Source organism: Haloarchaeobius iranensis, from assembly GCF_900103505.1.
GTDB lineage: Archaea > Halobacteriota > Halobacteria > Halobacteriales > Natrialbaceae > Haloarchaeobius > Haloarchaeobius iranensis.
Window position 1 is genome coordinate 235,114 of sequence record NZ_FNIA01000001.1, and the last position, 18,452, is coordinate 253,565.

The 18,452-nt window shown below is 70.2% G+C and carries 18 protein-coding genes; 12 read left to right on the top strand and 6 right to left on the bottom strand.

Features of this window, described 5'->3' with window-relative positions; all coding sequences use genetic code 11:
* Positions 1-29: 29 nt before the first annotated feature.
* Positions 30-617, top strand: coding sequence for a HalX domain-containing protein (locus BLT27_RS01090; protein WP_089731182.1), 588 nt, complete (start codon positions 30-32; stop codon positions 615-617).
* Positions 618-643: 26 nt separating this feature from the next.
* Here the strand turns inward: BLT27_RS01090 and BLT27_RS01095 are convergent, their stop codons facing one another.
* Entirely contained in the window at positions 644-2,563 is a 1,920-nt protein-coding gene (locus BLT27_RS01095; protein WP_089731183.1) for a PAS domain S-box protein, read from the bottom strand.
* Positions 2,564-2,615: 52 nt separating this feature from the next.
* Positions 2,616-3,131 (bottom strand): TspO/MBR family protein, encoded by a 516-nt coding sequence (locus tag BLT27_RS01100; protein WP_089731184.1) that lies wholly within the window; start codon positions 3,129-3,131, stop codon positions 2,616-2,618.
* Between the two features lie 170 nt (positions 3,132-3,301).
* Here BLT27_RS01100 and alaS point away from each other — a divergent pair, with 170 nt between their 5' ends.
* The 3 genes from alaS to BLT27_RS01115 all read left to right on the top strand — a co-directional run bounded on the left by alaS (position 3,302) and on the right by BLT27_RS01115 (position 8,295).
* A complete protein-coding gene (gene alaS, locus BLT27_RS01105) occupies positions 3,302-6,079 on the top strand; it encodes an alanine--tRNA ligase (RefSeq protein ID WP_089731185.1) in 2,778 nt (925 codons plus the stop codon).
* Positions 6,080-6,163: 84 nt separating this feature from the next.
* Positions 6,164-7,018, top strand: coding sequence for a hypothetical protein (locus BLT27_RS01110; protein WP_139172225.1), 855 nt, complete (start codon positions 6,164-6,166; stop codon positions 7,016-7,018).
* Positions 7,019-7,110: 92 nt separating this feature from the next.
* The gene (locus BLT27_RS01115; protein WP_089731187.1) at positions 7,111-8,295 is read left to right on the top strand and encodes a DUF4013 domain-containing protein; all 1,185 of its coding nucleotides are present in this window, start codon (positions 7,111-7,113) and stop codon (positions 8,293-8,295) included.
* A gap of 224 nt (positions 8,296-8,519) precedes the next feature.
* Here BLT27_RS01115 and BLT27_RS01120 read toward each other — a convergent pair whose 3' ends face one another.
* Both BLT27_RS01120 and BLT27_RS01125 read right to left on the bottom strand, forming a co-directional pair.
* Complete coding sequence (locus BLT27_RS01120; RefSeq protein WP_089731188.1) at positions 8,520-9,722, bottom strand: HD domain-containing protein; 1,203 nt, start codon at positions 9,720-9,722, stop codon at positions 8,520-8,522.
* Positions 9,723-9,793: 71 nt separating this feature from the next.
* Positions 9,794-10,792, bottom strand: a complete 999-nt coding sequence (locus tag BLT27_RS01125; RefSeq protein ID WP_089731189.1) for a hypothetical protein — start codon at positions 10,790-10,792, stop codon at positions 9,794-9,796.
* A 60-nt stretch (positions 10,793-10,852) separates the two neighbouring features.
* Between BLT27_RS01125 and BLT27_RS01130 the strand changes: the two genes are divergently transcribed.
* From BLT27_RS01130 to BLT27_RS01160, 8 genes are all read left to right on the top strand, one after another.
* A complete protein-coding gene (locus BLT27_RS01130) occupies positions 10,853-11,623 on the top strand; it encodes an alpha/beta fold hydrolase (RefSeq protein WP_089731190.1) in 771 nt (256 codons plus the stop codon).
* A 417-nt stretch (positions 11,624-12,040) separates the two neighbouring features.
* Complete coding sequence (locus BLT27_RS01135) at positions 12,041-12,748, top strand: type 1 glutamine amidotransferase (RefSeq protein ID WP_089731191.1); 708 nt, start codon at positions 12,041-12,043, stop codon at positions 12,746-12,748.
* 84 nt (positions 12,749-12,832) lie between these two features.
* Positions 12,833-13,654 (top strand): DUF8054 domain-containing protein, encoded by an 822-nt coding sequence (locus tag BLT27_RS01140; RefSeq protein ID WP_089731192.1) that lies wholly within the window; start codon positions 12,833-12,835, stop codon positions 13,652-13,654.
* 586 nt (positions 13,655-14,240) lie between these two features.
* Positions 14,241-15,404: an acyl-CoA dehydrogenase family protein gene (locus BLT27_RS01145; RefSeq protein ID WP_089731193.1), complete on the top strand. Its 1,164-nt coding sequence runs from the start codon at positions 14,241-14,243 to the stop codon at positions 15,402-15,404.
* Between the two features lie 113 nt (positions 15,405-15,517).
* On the top strand, positions 15,518-15,655 hold the full coding sequence (locus BLT27_RS19525; RefSeq protein WP_175526331.1) for a hypothetical protein: 138 nt from the start codon (positions 15,518-15,520) through the stop codon (positions 15,653-15,655).
* Positions 15,656-15,773: 118 nt separating this feature from the next.
* On the top strand, positions 15,774-16,511 hold the full coding sequence (locus tag BLT27_RS01150; protein WP_089731194.1) for an HAD family hydrolase: 738 nt from the start codon (positions 15,774-15,776) through the stop codon (positions 16,509-16,511).
* Positions 16,512-16,739: 228 nt separating this feature from the next.
* A complete protein-coding gene (locus BLT27_RS01155) occupies positions 16,740-17,255 on the top strand; it encodes a hypothetical protein (RefSeq protein ID WP_089731195.1) in 516 nt (171 codons plus the stop codon).
* Positions 17,207-17,482 carry a hypothetical protein gene (locus BLT27_RS01160; protein ID WP_089731196.1) on the top strand — a complete coding sequence of 92 codons (276 nt, stop codon included), beginning with the start codon at positions 17,207-17,209 and terminating at the stop codon, positions 17,480-17,482. Before BLT27_RS01155 ends, BLT27_RS01160 begins: the two co-directional genes overlap by 49 nt.
* A 61-nt stretch (positions 17,483-17,543) precedes the next feature.
* Here BLT27_RS01160 and BLT27_RS01165 read toward each other — a convergent pair whose 3' ends face one another.
* Both BLT27_RS01165 and BLT27_RS01170 read right to left on the bottom strand, forming a co-directional pair.
* Entirely contained in the window at positions 17,544-17,921 is a 378-nt protein-coding gene (locus BLT27_RS01165; protein WP_245707574.1) for a thiol-disulfide oxidoreductase DCC family protein, read from the bottom strand.
* A 52-nt stretch (positions 17,922-17,973) separates the two neighbouring features.
* Positions 17,974-18,441: a cupin domain-containing protein gene (locus BLT27_RS01170; protein ID WP_089731198.1), complete on the bottom strand. Its 468-nt coding sequence runs from the start codon at positions 18,439-18,441 to the stop codon at positions 17,974-17,976.
* Positions 18,442-18,452 lie beyond the last annotated feature (11 nt).

Here is an 18,452-nt window from a genome sequence, read left to right on the forward strand (position 1 = left end):
CATGGTCGGTACACGAACTACGGGGTAGCATGTCAGAAGGTACCAACGTCCTCGTCGTCGAGGACAACACGGAGTTGGCGAGCCTCTACTCGTCATGGCTGGGTGCTGAGTGGGCCGTCACGTCCGTCAGCGACGGCGACGAGGCTGTCGAGGCCGTGACGTCGGAGACGGAGATCATCGTCCTCGACCGTCGGTTGCCGGGTCGCTCCGGCGACGAGGTACTCGAACGGGTTCGCGCCGACGGCTACGACTGCCAGGTGGTCATCGTCACGGCCGTCGAACCCGACTTCGACATCATCGAGATGGGCTTCGACGACTACCTCGTCAAGCCGGTCGACCGCGAGACGCTGAACCGCTGTCTCGAACGGCTCCAGCGCCGGAGCGAGTACGACGCCGAACTCCGGGAGTACTACGCACAGGTCTCGAAGAAGGCGGTCCTGGAGGCCCGAAAGCCCGAGCCCGAGCTCCGCAACTCCGAGGAGTACCGCCAACTCGAGGAGCGGGTGGCGGCCCAGGCCGACCGCGCCGACAGTCTCCTCGACGAGCTCTTCGAGAGCGGCAGCGACGTCCAGCTGTTCCACGGCCTGCTCGGTGGGCACGCCGGCACCGCGAACTGACGCTCGCTCTCCCGTCCCGTTTCGTTCTACTCGACGACGAACTCGAAGCGGAGCCCGTCGTCGTCGACGACGTCGACCGACCAGCCGTGCGCTTCGGCTATCTCCCGGACGATGGTCAGCCCGAAGCCGGTGCCGACCTCGCTCGTCGTGAAGCCGGATTCGAGGATTCGACTGGGGTCGTCGCCGTCGTAGCCGATGCCGTCGTCGTCGACGGAGAAGCCGTGGCGGTCCGCGAGCGGGCCGACGGTGACCCGGAGCGGCTCGCCGTCCGGGCGACGACCGGACGGCCCCTCCGTGTCTGCGGGGTCGTCCTCCTCGCCGGTGCCGTGGGTCACCGCGTTCCGGAACAGGTTCTCGAGGAGTTCGACCAGTCGGTCGCGGTCGGCGTCGACGGTCGCGCTGTCGACGACGGACAGCGTCGCGTCGCCGGTCCGGACGCTGGACCAGGCCTGTGTCGCGACGGGGCCGAGGTCGACGGGCTCGGTGTCCCCGACGACGTTCCCCTGTCTGGCGAGCGCGAGCAGGTCGTCGATGAGCGTGTTCATCCGACCGTGTGCGCGGCGTATCTCGTCGAAGTGCTCGGGGTCGCCCGTCTCCTCGGCGAGGCCGACGTAGCCCTGGGCGATGGAGAGCGGGTTGCGGAGGTCGTGGCTGACGATGCTCGCGAACGCGTCGAGGCGCTCGTTCTGGCGCTCCAGCTCGCGCTGGCGCTGTTTCTCCTCGGTGATGTCGGTGTAGATGGCGAAGCCCTGGAGGCTGCGCTCGCCGCGCTCGAACGGGACGACGTGCAGCAGGAAGTCGCGGACCTCGTCCTCGGTCTTGCGTCGGGAGACGACCTGGAGGCTCTCGCCGGCGAGGAGCTTCTGGTTCAGCGACCTGGCCTCGTCCTCGAACCCCTCGGGGACGATGTACTCGTCGATGTCCTCGTCGATCACCTCCGCGGTCGACCAGCCGAACGTCGACTCGAACGCCGGGTTGACCTCCTGCACCCGGAGTTCGCCGTCGACGAGCGCGAACCGGACGACCGGGTCGGGGACGTTCTCGAACAGCGCGGAGAGGCGGTCCCGCTGGCGGCGGAGGTGGCCCTCGGCACGGAGCCGTTCGACCGTCTCGGCGACGTGGGTCACGAGCAGTTCGACCAGCTCCCTGTCCCGGTCGTCGAACGCGTCCGGCTCCGGCGAGCCGGCCTGCAGGATGCCGAAGTCGCCGACGGGGACCGAGAGGACGGAGCGGTACCCCGGGTCTGACTTGTCGACGGCCTCGTTCTCGCGCTCGCGCACGTCGTCGACGACGATGGACGCCCCCGACTGGTACGTCTCGCCAGCGATACCCTCGTCGACCGCGATCTCGCCCGCCCCCGCGTAGCCCGTCTTTTCCATGCCGCCGGACACCGCGACGGGCACGAAGTAGCCGTCCTCGACGACGTCGATGCCGACGAGGTCGAGGTCGAGGATCTCCTCGGCGGCGCGGACGGCCGACTCGTACACCGCGGTCTCGCTCTCGCAGCCGACGAGCTCCGTCGCGACGCGGTGGAGACGTGTCACTTTGGCCGTGCGTTCTCTGAGCGCCGTCGGGTAGTCGTCGCCGCTGGCGACGTGCCAGGCGACTTCGTCCGCGAGCCGGGTCGCCGCACCGTCGGTGCCGTCGTCGCGGACGAAGCCGTCGAAGGCCGCGAGCTCCCCGATGGCCGTCGGGTCGCCGTCGGCGAACACGACCGCCGGGGCGTCGACCGCGACGGCTGCTGCGCGGAGGTCGTCGGCCGTCGTCGGGTCCGTCGCGACCACGAGACAGGTGGGGTCGTGTTCGAGTTCCTCGGCGGCGGTACGGGCGTCGACCGTCCACTCGCCGCCGATGGCGGTCGCGACCGCCAGCGCGTGCTCCTCGTCGGTGGCGAGCACGGCGACCCGAACGCCGGCCATCTCGCGCCCCGTCTCGGAGCTTTTCACTGGTGAACCGATACTGCCGCGTGGGGTTTAACTCTGCGGCCGCCGGGGGCGGTCAGTTCAACGACCAGATTGCGTAGTTCAGGAGCGCCGCGAAGCCGACCCACGCGAGATACGGCACGAGCAGCGCGGCGGCGGGCCGGTCGACGCGGTCGAACGCGGCGACGGTGCCGGCGACGAGCACCCAGAGGACGGCGATGATGCCGAGCGCGAGACCGGGTCGCTGGAGCGTGAAGAACACGGGCGTCCACGCCACGTTGAACGCCATCTGGAGGGCGAACGCGCCGAGTGCGACCCGGACCGTGGCGTGCTCCGTCCCCTCGTGCCAGACCCGGTAGAGGGCGACGCCCAGCAGCGAGAAGAGAACGGTCCAGGCGACGCCGAACGCCCAGCCGGGCGGGTAGAACCACGGCTTCTCGAGCGCCTGGAACCACGCGCTGTCGGGGCCGCCCAGGGCCGCCGGCGTCGCGCCGACGACGTTCACCAGCACGACGAAGCCGAGGGCGCGGAGCAGTTCGTCGCCGTCGGGGAACCGCGAGCCGCCGGTCGCGCCGTCGTTCGCCGAGGACATGCCGTTGACTGGGACGGCCGTCCACTTAACCGGAGGCGGTACCCCCGTCGGACCGCCGGTGGAGCCCTCGAACTCGGGGGGCCGCGGCCACCGCCCCCAGCGTCGCGAATTTTGCAGGAAGGGCGGTTGCGGAACTGTTTTACCGACCGAAGGGCCACTGTGGGACAACGATGAGCGAACTTGAGGAGGAGTACCGTCTCGACTATTTCGAGACGGAGGGGTTCGTACGCCGGGAGTGCACCGGCTGCGGTGCCCACTTCTGGACACGCGACCACGACCGGGAGCTGTGCGGTGAGCCACCCTGCGAGGATTACAGCTTCATCGACAACCCCGGCTTCGACGAGGAGTACACGCTGGAGGAGATGCGCGAGGCGTTCCTCTCCTTCTTCGAGGAACACGACCACGAACGGATCGAGCCGTACCCCGTGGCGGCGAACCGCTGGCGGGACGACGTGCTGCTGACCCAGGCTTCTATCTACGACTTCCAGCCGCTCGTCACCTCCGGGCAGACGCCGCCGCCGGCGAACCCGCTGACCATCAGCCAGCCCTGCATCCGGATGCAGGACATCGACAACGTGGGCAAGACGGGCCGGCACACGATGGCGTTCGAGATGATGGCCCACCACGCGTTCAACACGCAGGAGGAGGTCGACGAGGACGCCTACGCCTACCACGGCGAGGTGTACTGGAAGGACGAGACGGTGCAGTACTGCGACGAACTCTTCGAGTCGCTGGGGGCCAACCTCGACGAGATAACCTACATCGAGGACCCGTGGGTCGGCGGCGGGAACGCCGGGCCGGCCATCGAGGTCATCTACCGCGGTGCCGAGCTCGCCACGCTCGTCTTCATGTGCATGGAGCAGGACCCCGACGGCGAGTACGAGATGAAGGACGGCAACCGGTACTCCTTCATGGACACGTACATCGTCGACACCGGCTACGGGCTGGAGCGCTGGACCTGGATGTCCCAGGGGACGCCGACGGTGTACGAGGCGGTCTACCCCGACATGATCGCGTTCCTCAAGGAGAACGCCGGCATCGACCTCGCCGAGGACGAGGCCGAACTCGTCAACCGCGCCGCGAAGCTCGCCGGCCGGATGGACATCGACGAGGCCGAGGACATGGAGACGGCCCGGGGCGACATCGCCGCGAAGCTCGACGTCGAGACCGACCGGCTGGAGTCGCTGATGGAGCCGCTGGAGGACATCTACGCCATCGCCGACCACTGCCGGACGCTCGCGTACATGTTCGGCGACGGCATCGTCCCGTCGAACGTCTCGACGGGCTACCTCGCCCGGATGGTGCTCCGGCGCACGAAGCGCCTCTGTGACAACGTCGGCGTCGACGCGCCGCTCGACGAGCTGGTCGACATGCAGGCCGACCGCCTGGGCTACGAGAACCGCGACACGGTCCGCGACATCGTCCGCACCGAGGTCGAGAAGTACCGCGAGACGCTCGACCGCGGCAGCCGTCGCGTCGAACAGCTCGCCGAGGAGTACGCCCGCAAGTCGGAGCCCATCCCGACGAGCGAGCTCATCGAGCTGTACGACAGCCACGGCATCCAGCCGGACATGGTCGAGGCCATCGCCGAGGAGGCCGGGGCGCGCGTCGACGTCCCCGACGACTTCTACTCGCTCGTCGCCGAGCGCCACGACAGCGCCGAGGCGTTCGACGAGGCGGACGAGAGCGAGGCCGAGCGCCTCGACGACCTGCCCGAGACCGAGCGGCTCTACTACGAGGACCAGCAGCGCACCGAGTTCGAGGCGGTCGTCCTCGACGTGTTCGAACGCGATGACGGCTACGATGTCGTGCTCGACCAGACGATGTTCTACCCGGAGGGCGGTGGCCAGCCCGCCGACACCGGGAGCCTCTCGACGGACGACGTCACCGTCGAGGTGACCGACGTGCAGCGCCGCGACGGCGTCGTCCTCCACCGGACCGACGAGAGCCCGGGCAAGGGCGAGTTCGTCCGCGGCCAGATCGACACGTACCGCCGCAAGCAGCTGATGCGCAACCACACGGCGACCCACGTCGTCATCCACGCCGCCCGGCAGGTGCTCGGCGAGCACATCCGGCAGGCCGGTGCCCAGAAGGGCGTCGACGCCTCCCGCATCGACGTCCACCACTACGAGCGCATCACCCGCGAGGAGGCGAAGGAGATCGAGCGCTACGCCAACGAGCTGGTGATGGAGAACACGCCAGTCAAGCAGGAGTGGCCCCACCGGAACGAGGCCGAGGAGAAGCACGGCTTCGACCTCTACCAGGGTGGCATCCCGCCGGGCACGAACATCCGGCTCATCCACGTCGCCGAGGACGTCCAGGCCTGCGGTGGCACCCACGTCGCCCGCACCGGCGACATCGGGGCCATCAAGCTCCACACCACCGAGCGCGTCCAGGACGGCGTCGAACGCATCAGCTTCGCAGCCGGTGACGCCGCCATCCAGGCGACCCAGGAGACCGAGGACGCGCTATACGACGCCGCGGACGTCCTCGACGTGACCCCGGAGGAGGTGCCCGAGACGGCGGCGCGCTTCTTCGAGGAGTGGAAGGCGCGGGGCAAGACCATCGAGGACCTCAAGGAGCAGCTCGCCGAGGTCCGTGCCTCCGGCGCGGACGGCGCGGAGGAGGTCGACGTCGGCGGCACACCCGCTGTCGTCCAGCGCGTCGACGCCGACATGGACGAGCTCCGCGCGACCGCCAACGCGCTCGTCGACGAGGGCAAGATCGCCGTGCTGGGCTCCGGGCTCGACGGCGCGCAGTTCGTCGTCGCCGTCCCCGGCGAGAGCGAGGTCAACGCCGGCGCGGTCGTGAGCGAGCTCGCGTCGAAGGTCGGCGGCGGCGGCGGCGGCCCGCCGGACTTCGCACAGGGCGGCGGCCCCGACACCGACGCGCTCGACGACGCGCTCGACGACGCGCCCGACGTGCTCCGGGCCGTCCTCGACCACTGAGGCCGACCGAACGTTTTTCCTGCCGACACGTCTGGTTCGAAGTATGTGCCGACAGCGGTGCTGCCGGCCGCACGAGGTGGGGCCGTGAGCCGCGACGACGAGCCAGAGCCGACGTGGGACGACACCGCGGCCAGCCCCCGCGATGCCGAGGGGCGGCCGTGGGACGACGAGGCTCGCTCGCCGCCGGGCCGCGGGCAGCCGGCCGCCCACGGCGGCGGTGGACCGGGGGACGCCGGCCCGGACCGATGGGTCGACCGGCTCGGCGACCCCCGGTACGAGCGACAGCCCGCGGACCCACGGTCCGACGAGGCGATGGACCCGGGTATCTTCGACGCCGGCGTGGTGACGTTCAGCCTCAGGTACCCGTTCGGGGAGGGTGGGTCGGCGGCCCTGCTCACCGGCGTCCTCGGCATCCTCTCCTTCCTCGTCGTGCCCGGCGTGCTGGCGGTCGGCTACCTCACCCGGCTCGCCGGCGCGGCCGCACGGGCCGAGGAGCCGCCCGGCTACGACGACATCTGGGGGATCGCGAAGTGCGGCGTCGTCGTCACCGTGCTCTGGTGGGGTGCCGTCGGCGGGCTGGGGACGCTGGTGTATCTGAGCGCGGGCGAGAGCACCCTGCTCGCCAGCGTGCTCGCACTCGGCGGGTCGTACCTCCTGCCCGGACTGTTCACGACGTACGCGGCGACCGAGGACCTCCGCGAGGCCGCCGTCCGCACGCCGGAGTTCGCGTTCACCCGGCGGTACGCCCTCCACTTCTTCGCCGACGCCGTGCTCCTGGTCGGACTGCTGGTCGTGGGCTTTCTCGTGTTGCTGCTCGTCACCTTCGCCGCCTTCCTCCTGCCGCTCGCGGCGCTGGTGCCGGCTGCGTACTGGGGCTACCTCTACGGCGAGGCCCTCGAGGACGGACGGGTCGAACCGCTGCCGCCCACGGACGGGTAGTGCGTGTCCTCGGCTGCCGGAAGGTTTTTTCCGACCACCCACCATCGTGTCAAATAGATGGCGTTCCACAGCGTTCGGCAGGTGACGGCTGTATGAGCCGGGACGAGGACGACCCGGACGACGGCCGCACTACCGACCATCCGCCCGGCGAGGAGGGTGGCGACCCGGCCGACGGCGACCCGGCCGACGACGAGTCCGCGTACCCGAGCTACTCGTGGGACGGCGACGAGGACGAGTGGCGTGCAGACACCGAGCCGACCACACCGCCGGAGCGCTCGACCGACGACCGTCCCGCCGCCGGAGGTGGCCCCCCGGCCGACGACAGCCACGGGCCGCGCCGGGCCGAACGGTCACCGGACGACGGGCGGCGACCGACCGACCCACCCGACGACCGACGGCGTGGCCGCCAGCGTCGTCGCCGGCCCGACGCGCAGCGCGCTCCCGGCGGCGATGCGCGGCGCGCCGGCGACCGGACGGCCGGCGAGCCAGCGTCGACAGCCGACCGTACCGGCTGGAACTTCGACAGTCCGCACCCGGACCACGGTGCACGCCGCGACGAACACGAGCGTCGCAGGGAGACCACCCGCGCCCCGCCGAACCGACCCGACGGCGACGACGGCGTGAAACACATCGACTGGCGACAGAAGGGCGCGTTCGACTTCGCGTTCTCCTACCCTACCCAGCGTGGCTGGGGGCCGCTCCTGAAGGCCGGGGCGGTCGTGCTGGTCAGCCCGCTGCTCGTGTTCCTCCCGCTCGTGTTCCTGTTCGGCTACGTGTTCCGCCTCACCCGCTACGCCGCACAGGGCCGCACGCAGCCCGAGTTCGCCGACTACGGCGACATGCTCACCGACGGGGTCGGCTACGTCGTTGCGTTCACCCTCGCATGTGCCGTCTGGGTCGGTGCGGTCGTCGCCGGCGCGATGCTCCACGATGCGGTCGCCGTAATCTTCGGCCTCGCCGGGTTCTACCTGTTCCCCGCCGCACTGACCGTCTACCCCGTCACGGGAAGCATCACGAAGACGTTCTCGTCCAGCCTCACGTTCGATTTCGCGTTCAGCACGCACTACCTCAAGTACAGCCTGCTGTACATCCTGCTGCTCGTCGTCCTCCGCATCGTCGCCTCGTTCAGCGTGCTCCTGTTCCTCGTCGGCGTCGCCTGGGGCTCGGCGTTCACCTACCTCGCCAACGGCGCCTACTGGGGGTTCGTCTACTACAGGGGCGCGGAGGAGGGCGTGCTGCCGACTGCGGAGGAGGTCGACCAGCGGAACGGCTACTGAACGGTCCGGCGCGCGTCTTCTCGACCCGGCACGTCACGGCCGAGCAGCCACAGCGGCGGCTCCGAACCGTGGTTCGCGCCACCAAAAGGATATGATAGTGGCGTATCCCAGTCCCCACTCGGTCCCGGCCGAGCAGGGCATCGATCAGGAGGCAACGACTGATCCGATCTGGGGGGTCGTAACCCCGTATACGATTCCGGGAGCCACCACTGTAAACGTATTGGCTAAACGAAGGCTTCGCGGTCGCCGGAGGGTCGGGTGCCGGACGACGGGAGGTCGAGCGTGTCGAGGGCGGCCTCGCGGACGGGCTCGACGTGCTCCTCGGGGGCGTAGACGCCGAGCCGCCACTGGACCGTGCTGGCTGCCTGGAGGCCCTGCACCAGCGGCGAGGCGTCCCGCAGCCGGCGGACCTCGCCGTTGACGACGACGCGGGTCGAGGACTCGGGCATGGCGGGGCGGCCGGGGACGTCGAGGAGGACGGCCCGCTCGGGAACGCCGGCGGCCTCGGCGACGGCGCGCTCGGCTTCGCGTTCGTCCGCGTGGCCCGCGTCCACGATTCCGTCGGGCACGTCGTCGAGTTCGGCCCAGACCGCGCGCTTGTAGAGGTCGCGCTCGGCGAGGCGGGCGGCGTCCTCGGCGGTGGGCTCGTGGTCACGCAGCGCGGCAACCAGCTCGTCGTCGGTCATCCGTGCGAAGCGCTCGGCGTCCAGGTCGGTGCCGTCGAGCAGCCGTTCGCAGGCGCTCTCCAGCATCTCGCCGGCGATGCGGGGGACGTGATGACGGTAGACGGTGGCGTTCATCAGCGCCCGGGCGACGAGCATCGACTCGGCGGTCGCGAGGTTCCCCTCGGCGAGCGCGAGGTCGCCGTCGATGAAGGTGAGCGCACGGAGGAGGCGGGCCTGGTCGATGGTGCCGTAGGGCACCCCGGAGTGGTGGGCGTCGCGCACCAGGTAGTCCATCCGGTCCGCGTCGAGCTCGCCGGAGACGAGCTGGCCGAGCTTCCCCTGGCCGTCGATGAGGTCGGCGACGACCGTCGTCGAGATGCCGTGCGATTCGAGCACGTCGGCGAGTGCCGTCTCCTCGAGCAGGTCGTGCACCTCGTCGTGGTGTCGGCCGAGGCGGCGCTCGATGATGCCCTCGGTCTGGTGGCCGTACGGCCCGTGGCCCACGTCGTGGAGGACGGCGGCGGCCTGCACCGCCTCGGCGCGGCTGCCCTCGATGTCGAGGTGGCGACAGGCCCGGCGGGCGAGATGGTAGACGCCCAGCGAGTGCTCGAAGCGCGTGTGGTTCGCGGAGGGGTAGACGAGTCGCACCGTCGAGAGCTGCTTGATGTGGCGGAGCCGCTGCATCGCCGCCGTGTCGAGCAGGTCCGCGACGACGCCCGACACCTCGATGTAGTCGTGGACGCTGTCCTTGATCGCGTGCATTGTCGATACCTCGCAGTGGCGTGGCAAAAGAAGCCCGGAACGGTCGGGGACGACGGCAGTGAGGGGAGCGGTCAGCGAGCGGTGGTCGTCGCGGTGCCCTCGCCGGTCTCGTCGTCCTCCTCGTCGGTCGTCCGGTACGGCCGGTCCGTGGTGCGGTCCGGGCGGTCGTTGTCGTCCACGGTGGCGTAGTACGTGGTGCCGTCGTAGCGGAGGACGTACCACCGGTTCGAGTGTGACCGGTCGACCGGCTCGTGGGCGCTGATGCGCTCGACGAGAGCGGCGAACGCCTCGGAGAGCTCCTTCTCCTCACTGTAGCCCTCCTCGATGGCGGTGTCGACCATCCCGCGCTGCTCCTCGGAGAGGTCGTTCCGGGCGAGGGTGAACACGTGCTCGTCGACGACGCGCTCGACGTACGTCGCCACGTCCGGCGCGAGCGGTTCGAGTTCGTACCGGAACCGACCGTTCTCGACGGTTCGCGGCCCCTGGTACTCGACGAGGAAGGTGTGGCCATCGTACCTGACCGCGTCGTACTCCTGCTCGGGGACGAACACGGAGTCGGCGTCGTCGGGGTAGTCGTCCCGGACGAACGCCGACATCGCGCTGCCGTCTCGGGCCAGCGAGCCGGGGTCTGCGGAGTCGAACATCTCCCGGTCGATGGCTGGGAGGTCGCCGTGGTCGACGATGCGGGCATCGGAGTCGACCTCGACGGTCGTGTTGTCGCCGCGGCCGGTGTAGGTCACGTCGAACGTGTCCAGTGTTCGGCGTTCGACACCGACGCGGGTAGTGCGGACGGCGAAGACGCGGTCCTCGAAGCTCACGACCCGCCCGTCGTGGACGTACGGGCCGTTCCAATCGGTGCTCGTCCGGACGTACGACCCGTTCTCGTGTGCGCGACGGACGACGGTCTGCCCCTCGGGCGAGAGGTCGCGGGCGGGCCGTACCAGCTGCTCCCCGATGTCGGCGTCGGGGAGGGCGACCAGTCGGAGGTCGACGCGGGGAGGGCGGCTGCAGCCGGCGAGGGCGACGGTGAGGGCACCGCCGGCCGCCGCGAGGAACTGACGGCGTTGCATCACGTCGTATCGTCGTCACCATCCGTGAATACTTTCCGGTGGCGACTGCTCCCCACAGCCATGCCGACCACGACGCGCGACGGGACGACGCTGCAGTACCGGACCGACGGCGACGGCGCGACGGTTGCGTTCGTGCCGGACATCGGCGTCGGCCCGTGGTTCTGGGGCTGGCAGCACGCCGGCCTCGCCGGCCCGTTCGAGACGCTGACCTGGGCGATGCGCGGCACCGACGGCTCGGACCCGCCGGCCGGACCGTGCTCGGTGGCGACGCTGGCGAACGACCTCGACGTCGTGCTTCGGGACCACGGCACCGACTCGGTCCACCTCGTCGGGAGCGGCCTCGGCGCGATGGTCGCGCTGCACTACGCCCGCAACTCGGGCCGCGTCCGGAAGCTCGCGCTGCTCGCCGGCGCGGCGACCGGCGACGCCTACGACCCGGAGCCGCTGTTCGCCGACCCCGCAGACGCCGGTGCCTGCAGGGAGACGCTCTCGCCGGCGCTCTCCGCCGATTTCCGGGCCGAACAGCCCGACGTGCTCGACGGTATCGCGGACTGGCGCGGCGACGAGGACGCGGACCGCGAGTCGTGGGAGAACCAGCGCGCGGCGCTCGACGGCTTCGACGCGGAGCCGCTGTACGAGGTCGACCACCCGACGCTGGTCGTCGTTCCCGGCGCGGACGAACTTCTCGACCCGGAAGCCGGGCGTCGACTCGCCGACGAACTCCCCCGTGGCGAGGTGGTCACGTACCCCGACGCGAGCCACTTCGTCGGTATCGAGCGGTCACGTCCGGTGAACGACGCGCTCCTGGGATTCTTCGAGAGCGAGGACTGACTCCGCTGGTCGTGGACGAGTGCTCGGAGGGAGGGATGGCAGGAGGGCCTGGGATGGCACGGCCGGGCTGTCCGGCGCGAGCGGGGGCAGACGGCGGCGGGAGCGGCTGTCGCGGTGTCGCAGTAGGTGGGGTGCGGTGTCGTGGAGTCCGATCGGTGGACTGTCGGTGGGTGCGGTGGTGGTTGGGGTCGGTTTGCGAGCGGTGCGGTCGTGGGGTCCGACGCGTCGTGGCCGATGGCACGGTCCGTCAGTCGGCCTCTCGTGGGGTGCTCCGACACGTCGACCGCAGTCTTCTGTTTGGCGCGGTCGACAGTAGAGGTGCGTCCTACAGAGTTAGGCGTGCCCGGCGTGCCCCCGTCCTCGGCAGGATTCGCCGGGGCGCAACGCCCATTAGGGGCCATGCCGTGGGTTCCGACCATGAGCCGACTCCGAATCGCGCTGTTGAACGCCGCTCACGACGGGGCGGACACCCGACGGAACTTCCGTCGGGAGCTGGACGCAGACGTGGCGGAGTTCTCCGTCACCGAGGGCGAGCTGCCCGAGACCTTCGAGTACGACGCCGTGGTCGTCACGGGGTCGCGCTCGTCGGTGTACTGGGACGAGCCGTGGATTCGTGCCGCACGCGAGTACGCCCGCGAGGCCGCCGGACGCGGCCTCCCCTGCCTGGGTGTCTGCTGGGGACACCAGCTGCTCGCCGAGGCGCTCGGCGGCGAGGTCGACGCCATGGGCGAGTACGAGATCGGCTACCGCGAGGTCGAGCGCAACGGTGATGACCCGCTGCTCGACGGGCTCTCGGACCGCTTCACCGTCTTCACCACGCACTCCGACGCGGTCGTCGAGCTCCCCGAGGGAGCCCGGGAGATCGCCACCAACGAGTACGGCAACCACGGCTTCCGGAAGGGACACGTCTTCGGCGTGCAGTTCCACCCCGAGTACGACCCCGAGACTGCCCGCACCGTCACCGAGGGCAAGGACGAACTGAGCGAGGAGCGCAAGGCGCGCGTCGTCGCCGGCATCACCGACGAGAACTACGCGAAGGCCTGCGAGGCGAAGGCGCTGTTCGACAACTTCCTGCAGTACGCCGCCGCGGTCCGCGACGAGCGACCGACCGCCGCGAGCGACTGACGTTCGGCCGGCGCGCGTTCGACCGCCTGCCGGCGGATACCCGGGAAACGAATATAACAATCGGCACCGTTCCTGTAAACAACCATGACAGCGCTGTCTCGCGTCCGAGAGCCGGAGTACACGGGGGAGAACCGTTGCTGGCCCTGTACGACCGTGAACGTACTCATCGCACTGGTGCTGGCGGGCGTCGTCGACGTCGCTCTCCTGACGCTCGCGAACGCGAGTACCACGGTCGCTGGGGGTGCCGCTCTCCTCGTCCTCGTCGTCTCCGCGGCGAGCATCTGGCTCCGGGGCTACCTGGTCCCCGGCACGCCGACGCTCACCAAGCGCTACATGCCCGAGTCCGTCCTCCGACTGTTCGGCAAGGAGCCCGAACATCCGATGCCGGCGGCCGGCGACACCCGGGAGGTCGACCCCGAGACGTACCTCTCCGACGCCGGCGCGATCGAGCCCTGCGAGGACATCGACGACGTCTGCCTCACCGAGTCCTTCGCCGAGCGCTGGGACGAGGAACTCGCCGCCGTCGAGGACCCCGGTCCGGAGGACGTCCGCACGGTCTTCGGCCTCGGCGACGGCGACTACGACCTCGACTTCCGCGCGGAGGCCGTCATCCTCGAACGCGACGGCCAGCGCGCCGGCGAGTGGCCCTCCCGCACCGCGCTGCGGGTCGACATCGCCGGCGGGCACGCACTCGCCGCCTTCGACCGCGACGCCTGGGCCGCCCTCGACCCCGTCGCCCGCGGCCGCGTGCTCAACGGGCTCCGCGTGTTCCTCGAAGAGTGCCCCGACGGCGGTGCCGTCGAGATGAAGGAGGAGACCGTCGAGTCCTGCTGTAACGCCTACGACGTCGTGGCGCTGACGTGTGCCGAGAGCGGCGACCGCGTGCTCGAACAGCGCGTCTCGTGACCGCTCCTCGTTCCTGCGGTGCTTGGCTGGCGAGACTCACTGTGTTCGTCTCGCTGCTTCCCGTTCGTTCGCTAGCGCTCACTCACGGGAACGTCGCCGGGGTTCGCCGGAAGACTCCGTCTTCCGAGCCTCCACTCGCTTCGCTCGTGGAGACGCCGAGAACCTCGCCCCTTTCAGTCCCACCGTCGGAGCAAGCTCCGACGAGCCCCCGTTCGCTCGCAGGCTCGCTCACGGGCACACCCGACCGCACAGCCCCGCACCTCACGCCTCCCCAGCCTCTTCGCTCGGTCGCAGTGCTCCACGGCTCGCTTCGCTCGCCGTTCCGCGTGGAGACGCTCGCTAGCGCTCGCGTCTCCCACTCCCTCGCTCATCCCTCGCGCGAGCGGGTGCTGCGCGTCTCGCTGTCGCTCGACACGCAGCACGGCCGCGCGCCACCCGGCTGGTCGGACGGTGCCGCCCCCCGAAGTTTACAATTCACGTGAACTTCGGTCGGGCGCGCCGTCGTCTCCCAGTCCTGAACGGAAGGACAGACAGGGTCGAGGCAACATTTAGGAGTATTTTTCAGCGTGTGGTCCGGACCAACAGTATGCTCGACTTCGTCGGCCTCGAATCCGACCTCGGCGACGAGGAGCGGCTCATCCGTGACACCGCCCGCGAGTTCGTCGAGGAGCGCGTCAGACCCGATATCGCCGACCACTACGAGGCGGGGACGTTCCCCACCGAGCTCATCACCGAGATGGGCGAGATGGGCTTCTACGCCCCGAACCTGGACGGCTACGACCTGCCGAACGTCTCCGAGACGGCGTACGGCCTGCTGATGCAGGAGCTGGAGGCGTGTGACTCCGGCCTCCGGTCGATGGCCAGCGTGCAGGGCGCGCTCGTCATGTACCCCATCCACGCCTTCGGCAGCGAGGCACAGAAGGAGCAGTGGCTGCCCGACATGGGTCGCGGCGAGAAGATCGGCTGCTTCGGCCTCACCGAGCCCGAGCACGGCTCCAACCCCTCCGCGATGGAGACGCGCGCGGAGGCCGCCGACGGCGGCTACGTCCTCAACGGCTCGAAGACGTGGATCACGAACGCGCCCATCGCCGACGTGGCGGTCGTCTGGGCGCGGGACAAGTCCAGCGACGGGAACCCGGTGCGTGGCTTCCTCGTGGAGACCGACCGCGACGGCTTCGTCGTCAACAAGATAACGGAGAAGCTCTCGCTCCGGGCCTCCATCACGGGCGAGTTCGGCCTCAACGACGTGTTCGTGCCCGAGGAGAACGTCCTCCCCGGTGTCGAGGGCATGAAGGGCCCGCTGTCGTGTCTCACGCAGGCCCGCTACGGCATCGCCTGGGGCGCGGTCGGCGCGGCGCGCGACTGCTTCGAGGTCGCCCGCGACTACGCGACGGACCGCGAGCAGTTCGACACGCCCATCGCCAGCTTCCAGCTCCAGCAGGAGAAGCTCGCCGAGATGGCCACCCAGATAACGACGAGCCAGCTGCTCGCACACCGCCTCGCCGAGCTCAAGGAGCGCGGCGACCTCCGCCCGCAGCACGTCTCGATGGCCAAGCGCAACAACGTCCGGATGGCCCGCGACCAGGCCCGCGTCGCCCGCGAGATGCTCGGCGGCAACGGCATCACCTCGGACTACTCGCCGATGCGCCACATGGCGAACATGGAGACGGTGTACACCTACGAGGGCACCCACGACATCCACACGCTCATCCTCGGACAGGACCTGACGGGCATCGCCGCGTTCGAGTAGCGAGGCGCTGAGCGTCAGCGAAGAACCTCCTGTTTGCGAGCGGGGAGCGTAGCGACCCGCGAGCAAGAGGTCCCCGGCACCACACCTACCCGTCCAGGCCGCGAAGCACGCCCATGCCCTCGACACTCGGCTGGTCGCTGCTCAGCTCCGGTCTCGTGACCCTCGTGCTCGCCGCACTGCCCGGGAGCGACGGGCTCTGGGGTGTCCTGCTGGTCGTCCTCGGCGTCGTCGTGCTGGCGCGGCGGGCGTGAAAACGGGACCGAAACGCTGAACGGAACGCGCTGCCGATTCGACCACGTCCTCAGCAGGCAACAGCCGTGGCTGGGCCACGCTGTCGCCGGCCGCCGCACGTCACGCGGCGGAGCAACCATGACAGGCACTCCAGACGACGGACCTGGACCGACGAGAAGTATCGACGCAGTGCTGTTCGACCTCGACGACACGCTGACGACGTACGAGCAGGCCGGTGCCGAGATACTGCCGCAGGCGTTCGACCGCGCAGGCGTGGAGCCGTTCTGCAGCTACGCCGACCTCGAAGCCGTCGCCGCGGCGCAGGCGTTCCCGCCGGACCGGACCCACGCCGACTTCTGGATTAGCGCGTTCGAGCGGGCCGCCGAGCGCCACGGCGGCGACCCCGGCGACGCCCGGGTGCTGTACGAGGCCTTCGGCGCGGTGCTCGCCCGCGACCGGGTCGAGTTCCGGCCCGGCGCGGCGGCCGCGCTCGAATCAGCACGGGACGGCTACCGCGTCGGGCTCGTCACGAACGGCGAGCGCGCGGTGCAGGCGGCCAAGCTCTCGACCCTGGGCATCGCCGACGCCTTCGAGACCGCGGTGTACGTCGACGAGGTGGCCGAACCGAAGCCCGCGCCCGAACCGTTCGAGACGGCGCTGGCCGAGCTCGCTGTCCCCGCCGACCGCGCGCTCTACGTCGGCGACTCGTTCCACCACGACGTCTGCGGGGCGGCCCGGGCGGGCCTGCGGGTCGCGTGGTGTCCGGACGACGGGACGACGCCGGTCGAGGCGCGGGCAGCGGCCCCCGGTGGCGAGGATGTCACGCCCGACCACACGCTCGAAAGCCTGCACGAGCTCGCCGACCTGCTCCGCTGAGCCGGACAAAGCACTTACCGGGGGCCACCCGGCGGGCGATGCCCTCCCGCAGAGCCCTCCTCCGGACCGGCGTGCTCGGACTGACGGCCGCGCTCGGTGGCTGTCTGTTCGGCGGCGGTTCGGACGGCACAGCCGACCAGACACCGGCGACGACAACACCGAACCGGACCACGACGCGGCTCACGACCGAGCCCGAACCAGTCCGGGAGCTTCAACGCGTCGACCCCCGTGGCGGTCCCCGACGATGCGACCGCCGTCCTCGGGAACGAACGCGTTCGGACGCTCGTCAGCGACGCCGTCGCGACCGACGGACGCGTCGACTACCTGCCCGAGGACGGACCCGTCGACGAAGACGCCCGGCTGGTGTTCGGCGCGTTCGACCGCATCAGGTTTCGGGGCGAGACGTACGACCCCACGTCGAGCTACGCAGGGTTCGCCGAGGAGGCGACGTACGTGGTCGAGGCGGTGGCGGCGACCGAGAGCGAGACGACCGGCGAGGTCCTCGTCTACGGCAACCTGACCGACGGCGAGCGCGACATCGCGGACGAGCTCGTCGTCGAGGGGGATACGTCGCCGGCGGCCACGAGGTGGTCCCGGAGGCGTTCCACACGTTCGAGAACGCTGACTACCTCCGGACCGAGGACGAGGTGTCCCGGCTCGAAGGCCCGGTCGTCGGCGACAACATGGGTCACCACATGCTCGCGCTCGACGCCGCCGACGTGGGCCAGAACTCGACGCTCGTGACCGTCGCAGACCGGGTGGTTCCGGCCGACCGCCGCGAGCCGATCCGGGCTGCCGTCGCGTCGGGAAGCGTCGAGCTGTCCGCCGACGAGTCCGAGCGATTCCGGAGCGTGCTCGGCGAGGCCGGCTTCGTCTGCACCGCCCACGCGGTCGTCGAGTCGTCTCCGACGATGCGCGGCGATTCGAGACGGCACAAGAACCCGCGGCCTACCGGCAACTGGTCGCGGTAGCGAAACTTGTTTTACTACACCCGTACGTAACGTAGAACGCGTCGACTTTCCACTTCCATTTCTACCCGCCCCGAGCCGGTGGCTCGCACCGCCGAAGCTTCCCGAGGACGTCCCGGTTGTTCGCCATCGTCCGGTAGAGCGGTTCACGGACGGCCGACCGTACGGCCTCGGGAAGCAGCTGGAACGCGGTCATCGGGCGGTGCTCCCAGGAGTCCATGCGGGCGACGACCTCCTCGGCGGCCGCCCCGCAGGAGTAGGTCTCGTCGCCGACGAACAGGTGCGCGCAGGACTCGTAGTCCGGCGGGAGCCGTGCCAGCTGCTCGTCCGTGAGCTCGGAGAACCCGACGAGTACGAAGGGTCCGCGGGCCGCAGCGTAGCGCGCGCTCCACGTGCAGAACCCGCAGTCGTCGTCGTAGACGATGGTCGGCCAGGCGTTCATACGTGACCGTTGGTGCCGCGCCGACATGAAGGGCGGTGGGGAGCCCGCCGACTCAGGTGAACCGGCCGGTCTCCGCACCGCAGTCGACGCAGGTGGTGGCGACCGCGTCGCGCCCGTCGGTGAGCGAGATGGTTTGCTCGGTGCGCTCGTCGCAGTCCTCGCAGTGGCGGAGCATGGTGAGCTCGCCCGCCTCCTTCGGTGCGCCCATCGCGAGGACGGCGGCGCGCTCGTCGCCCTCGTTGGTCCCGAGCTGCCACTCGCCGGGTTCGAACCGGGCAACCTCGCCCGGTTCGACGGGCACATCCCCTGACTCCGTCTCGAACGTGACGACGCCGGACTGGACGTAGAACACCTCCTCCTGGTCGGCGTGCCGGTGGTAGCCGAACCCGAGACTGTCCCCCGGCGCGAGCTCGTAGTAGTTGAGCGCGAGGTCGGTCGCGCCGAGCGCGTCGGCCAGCGGGCGCTTCTCGTCGGCGGGACCCATGCGACGGTCGCAGTCGGCGATGGTCACCTTCTCCATGAGCGATGCGA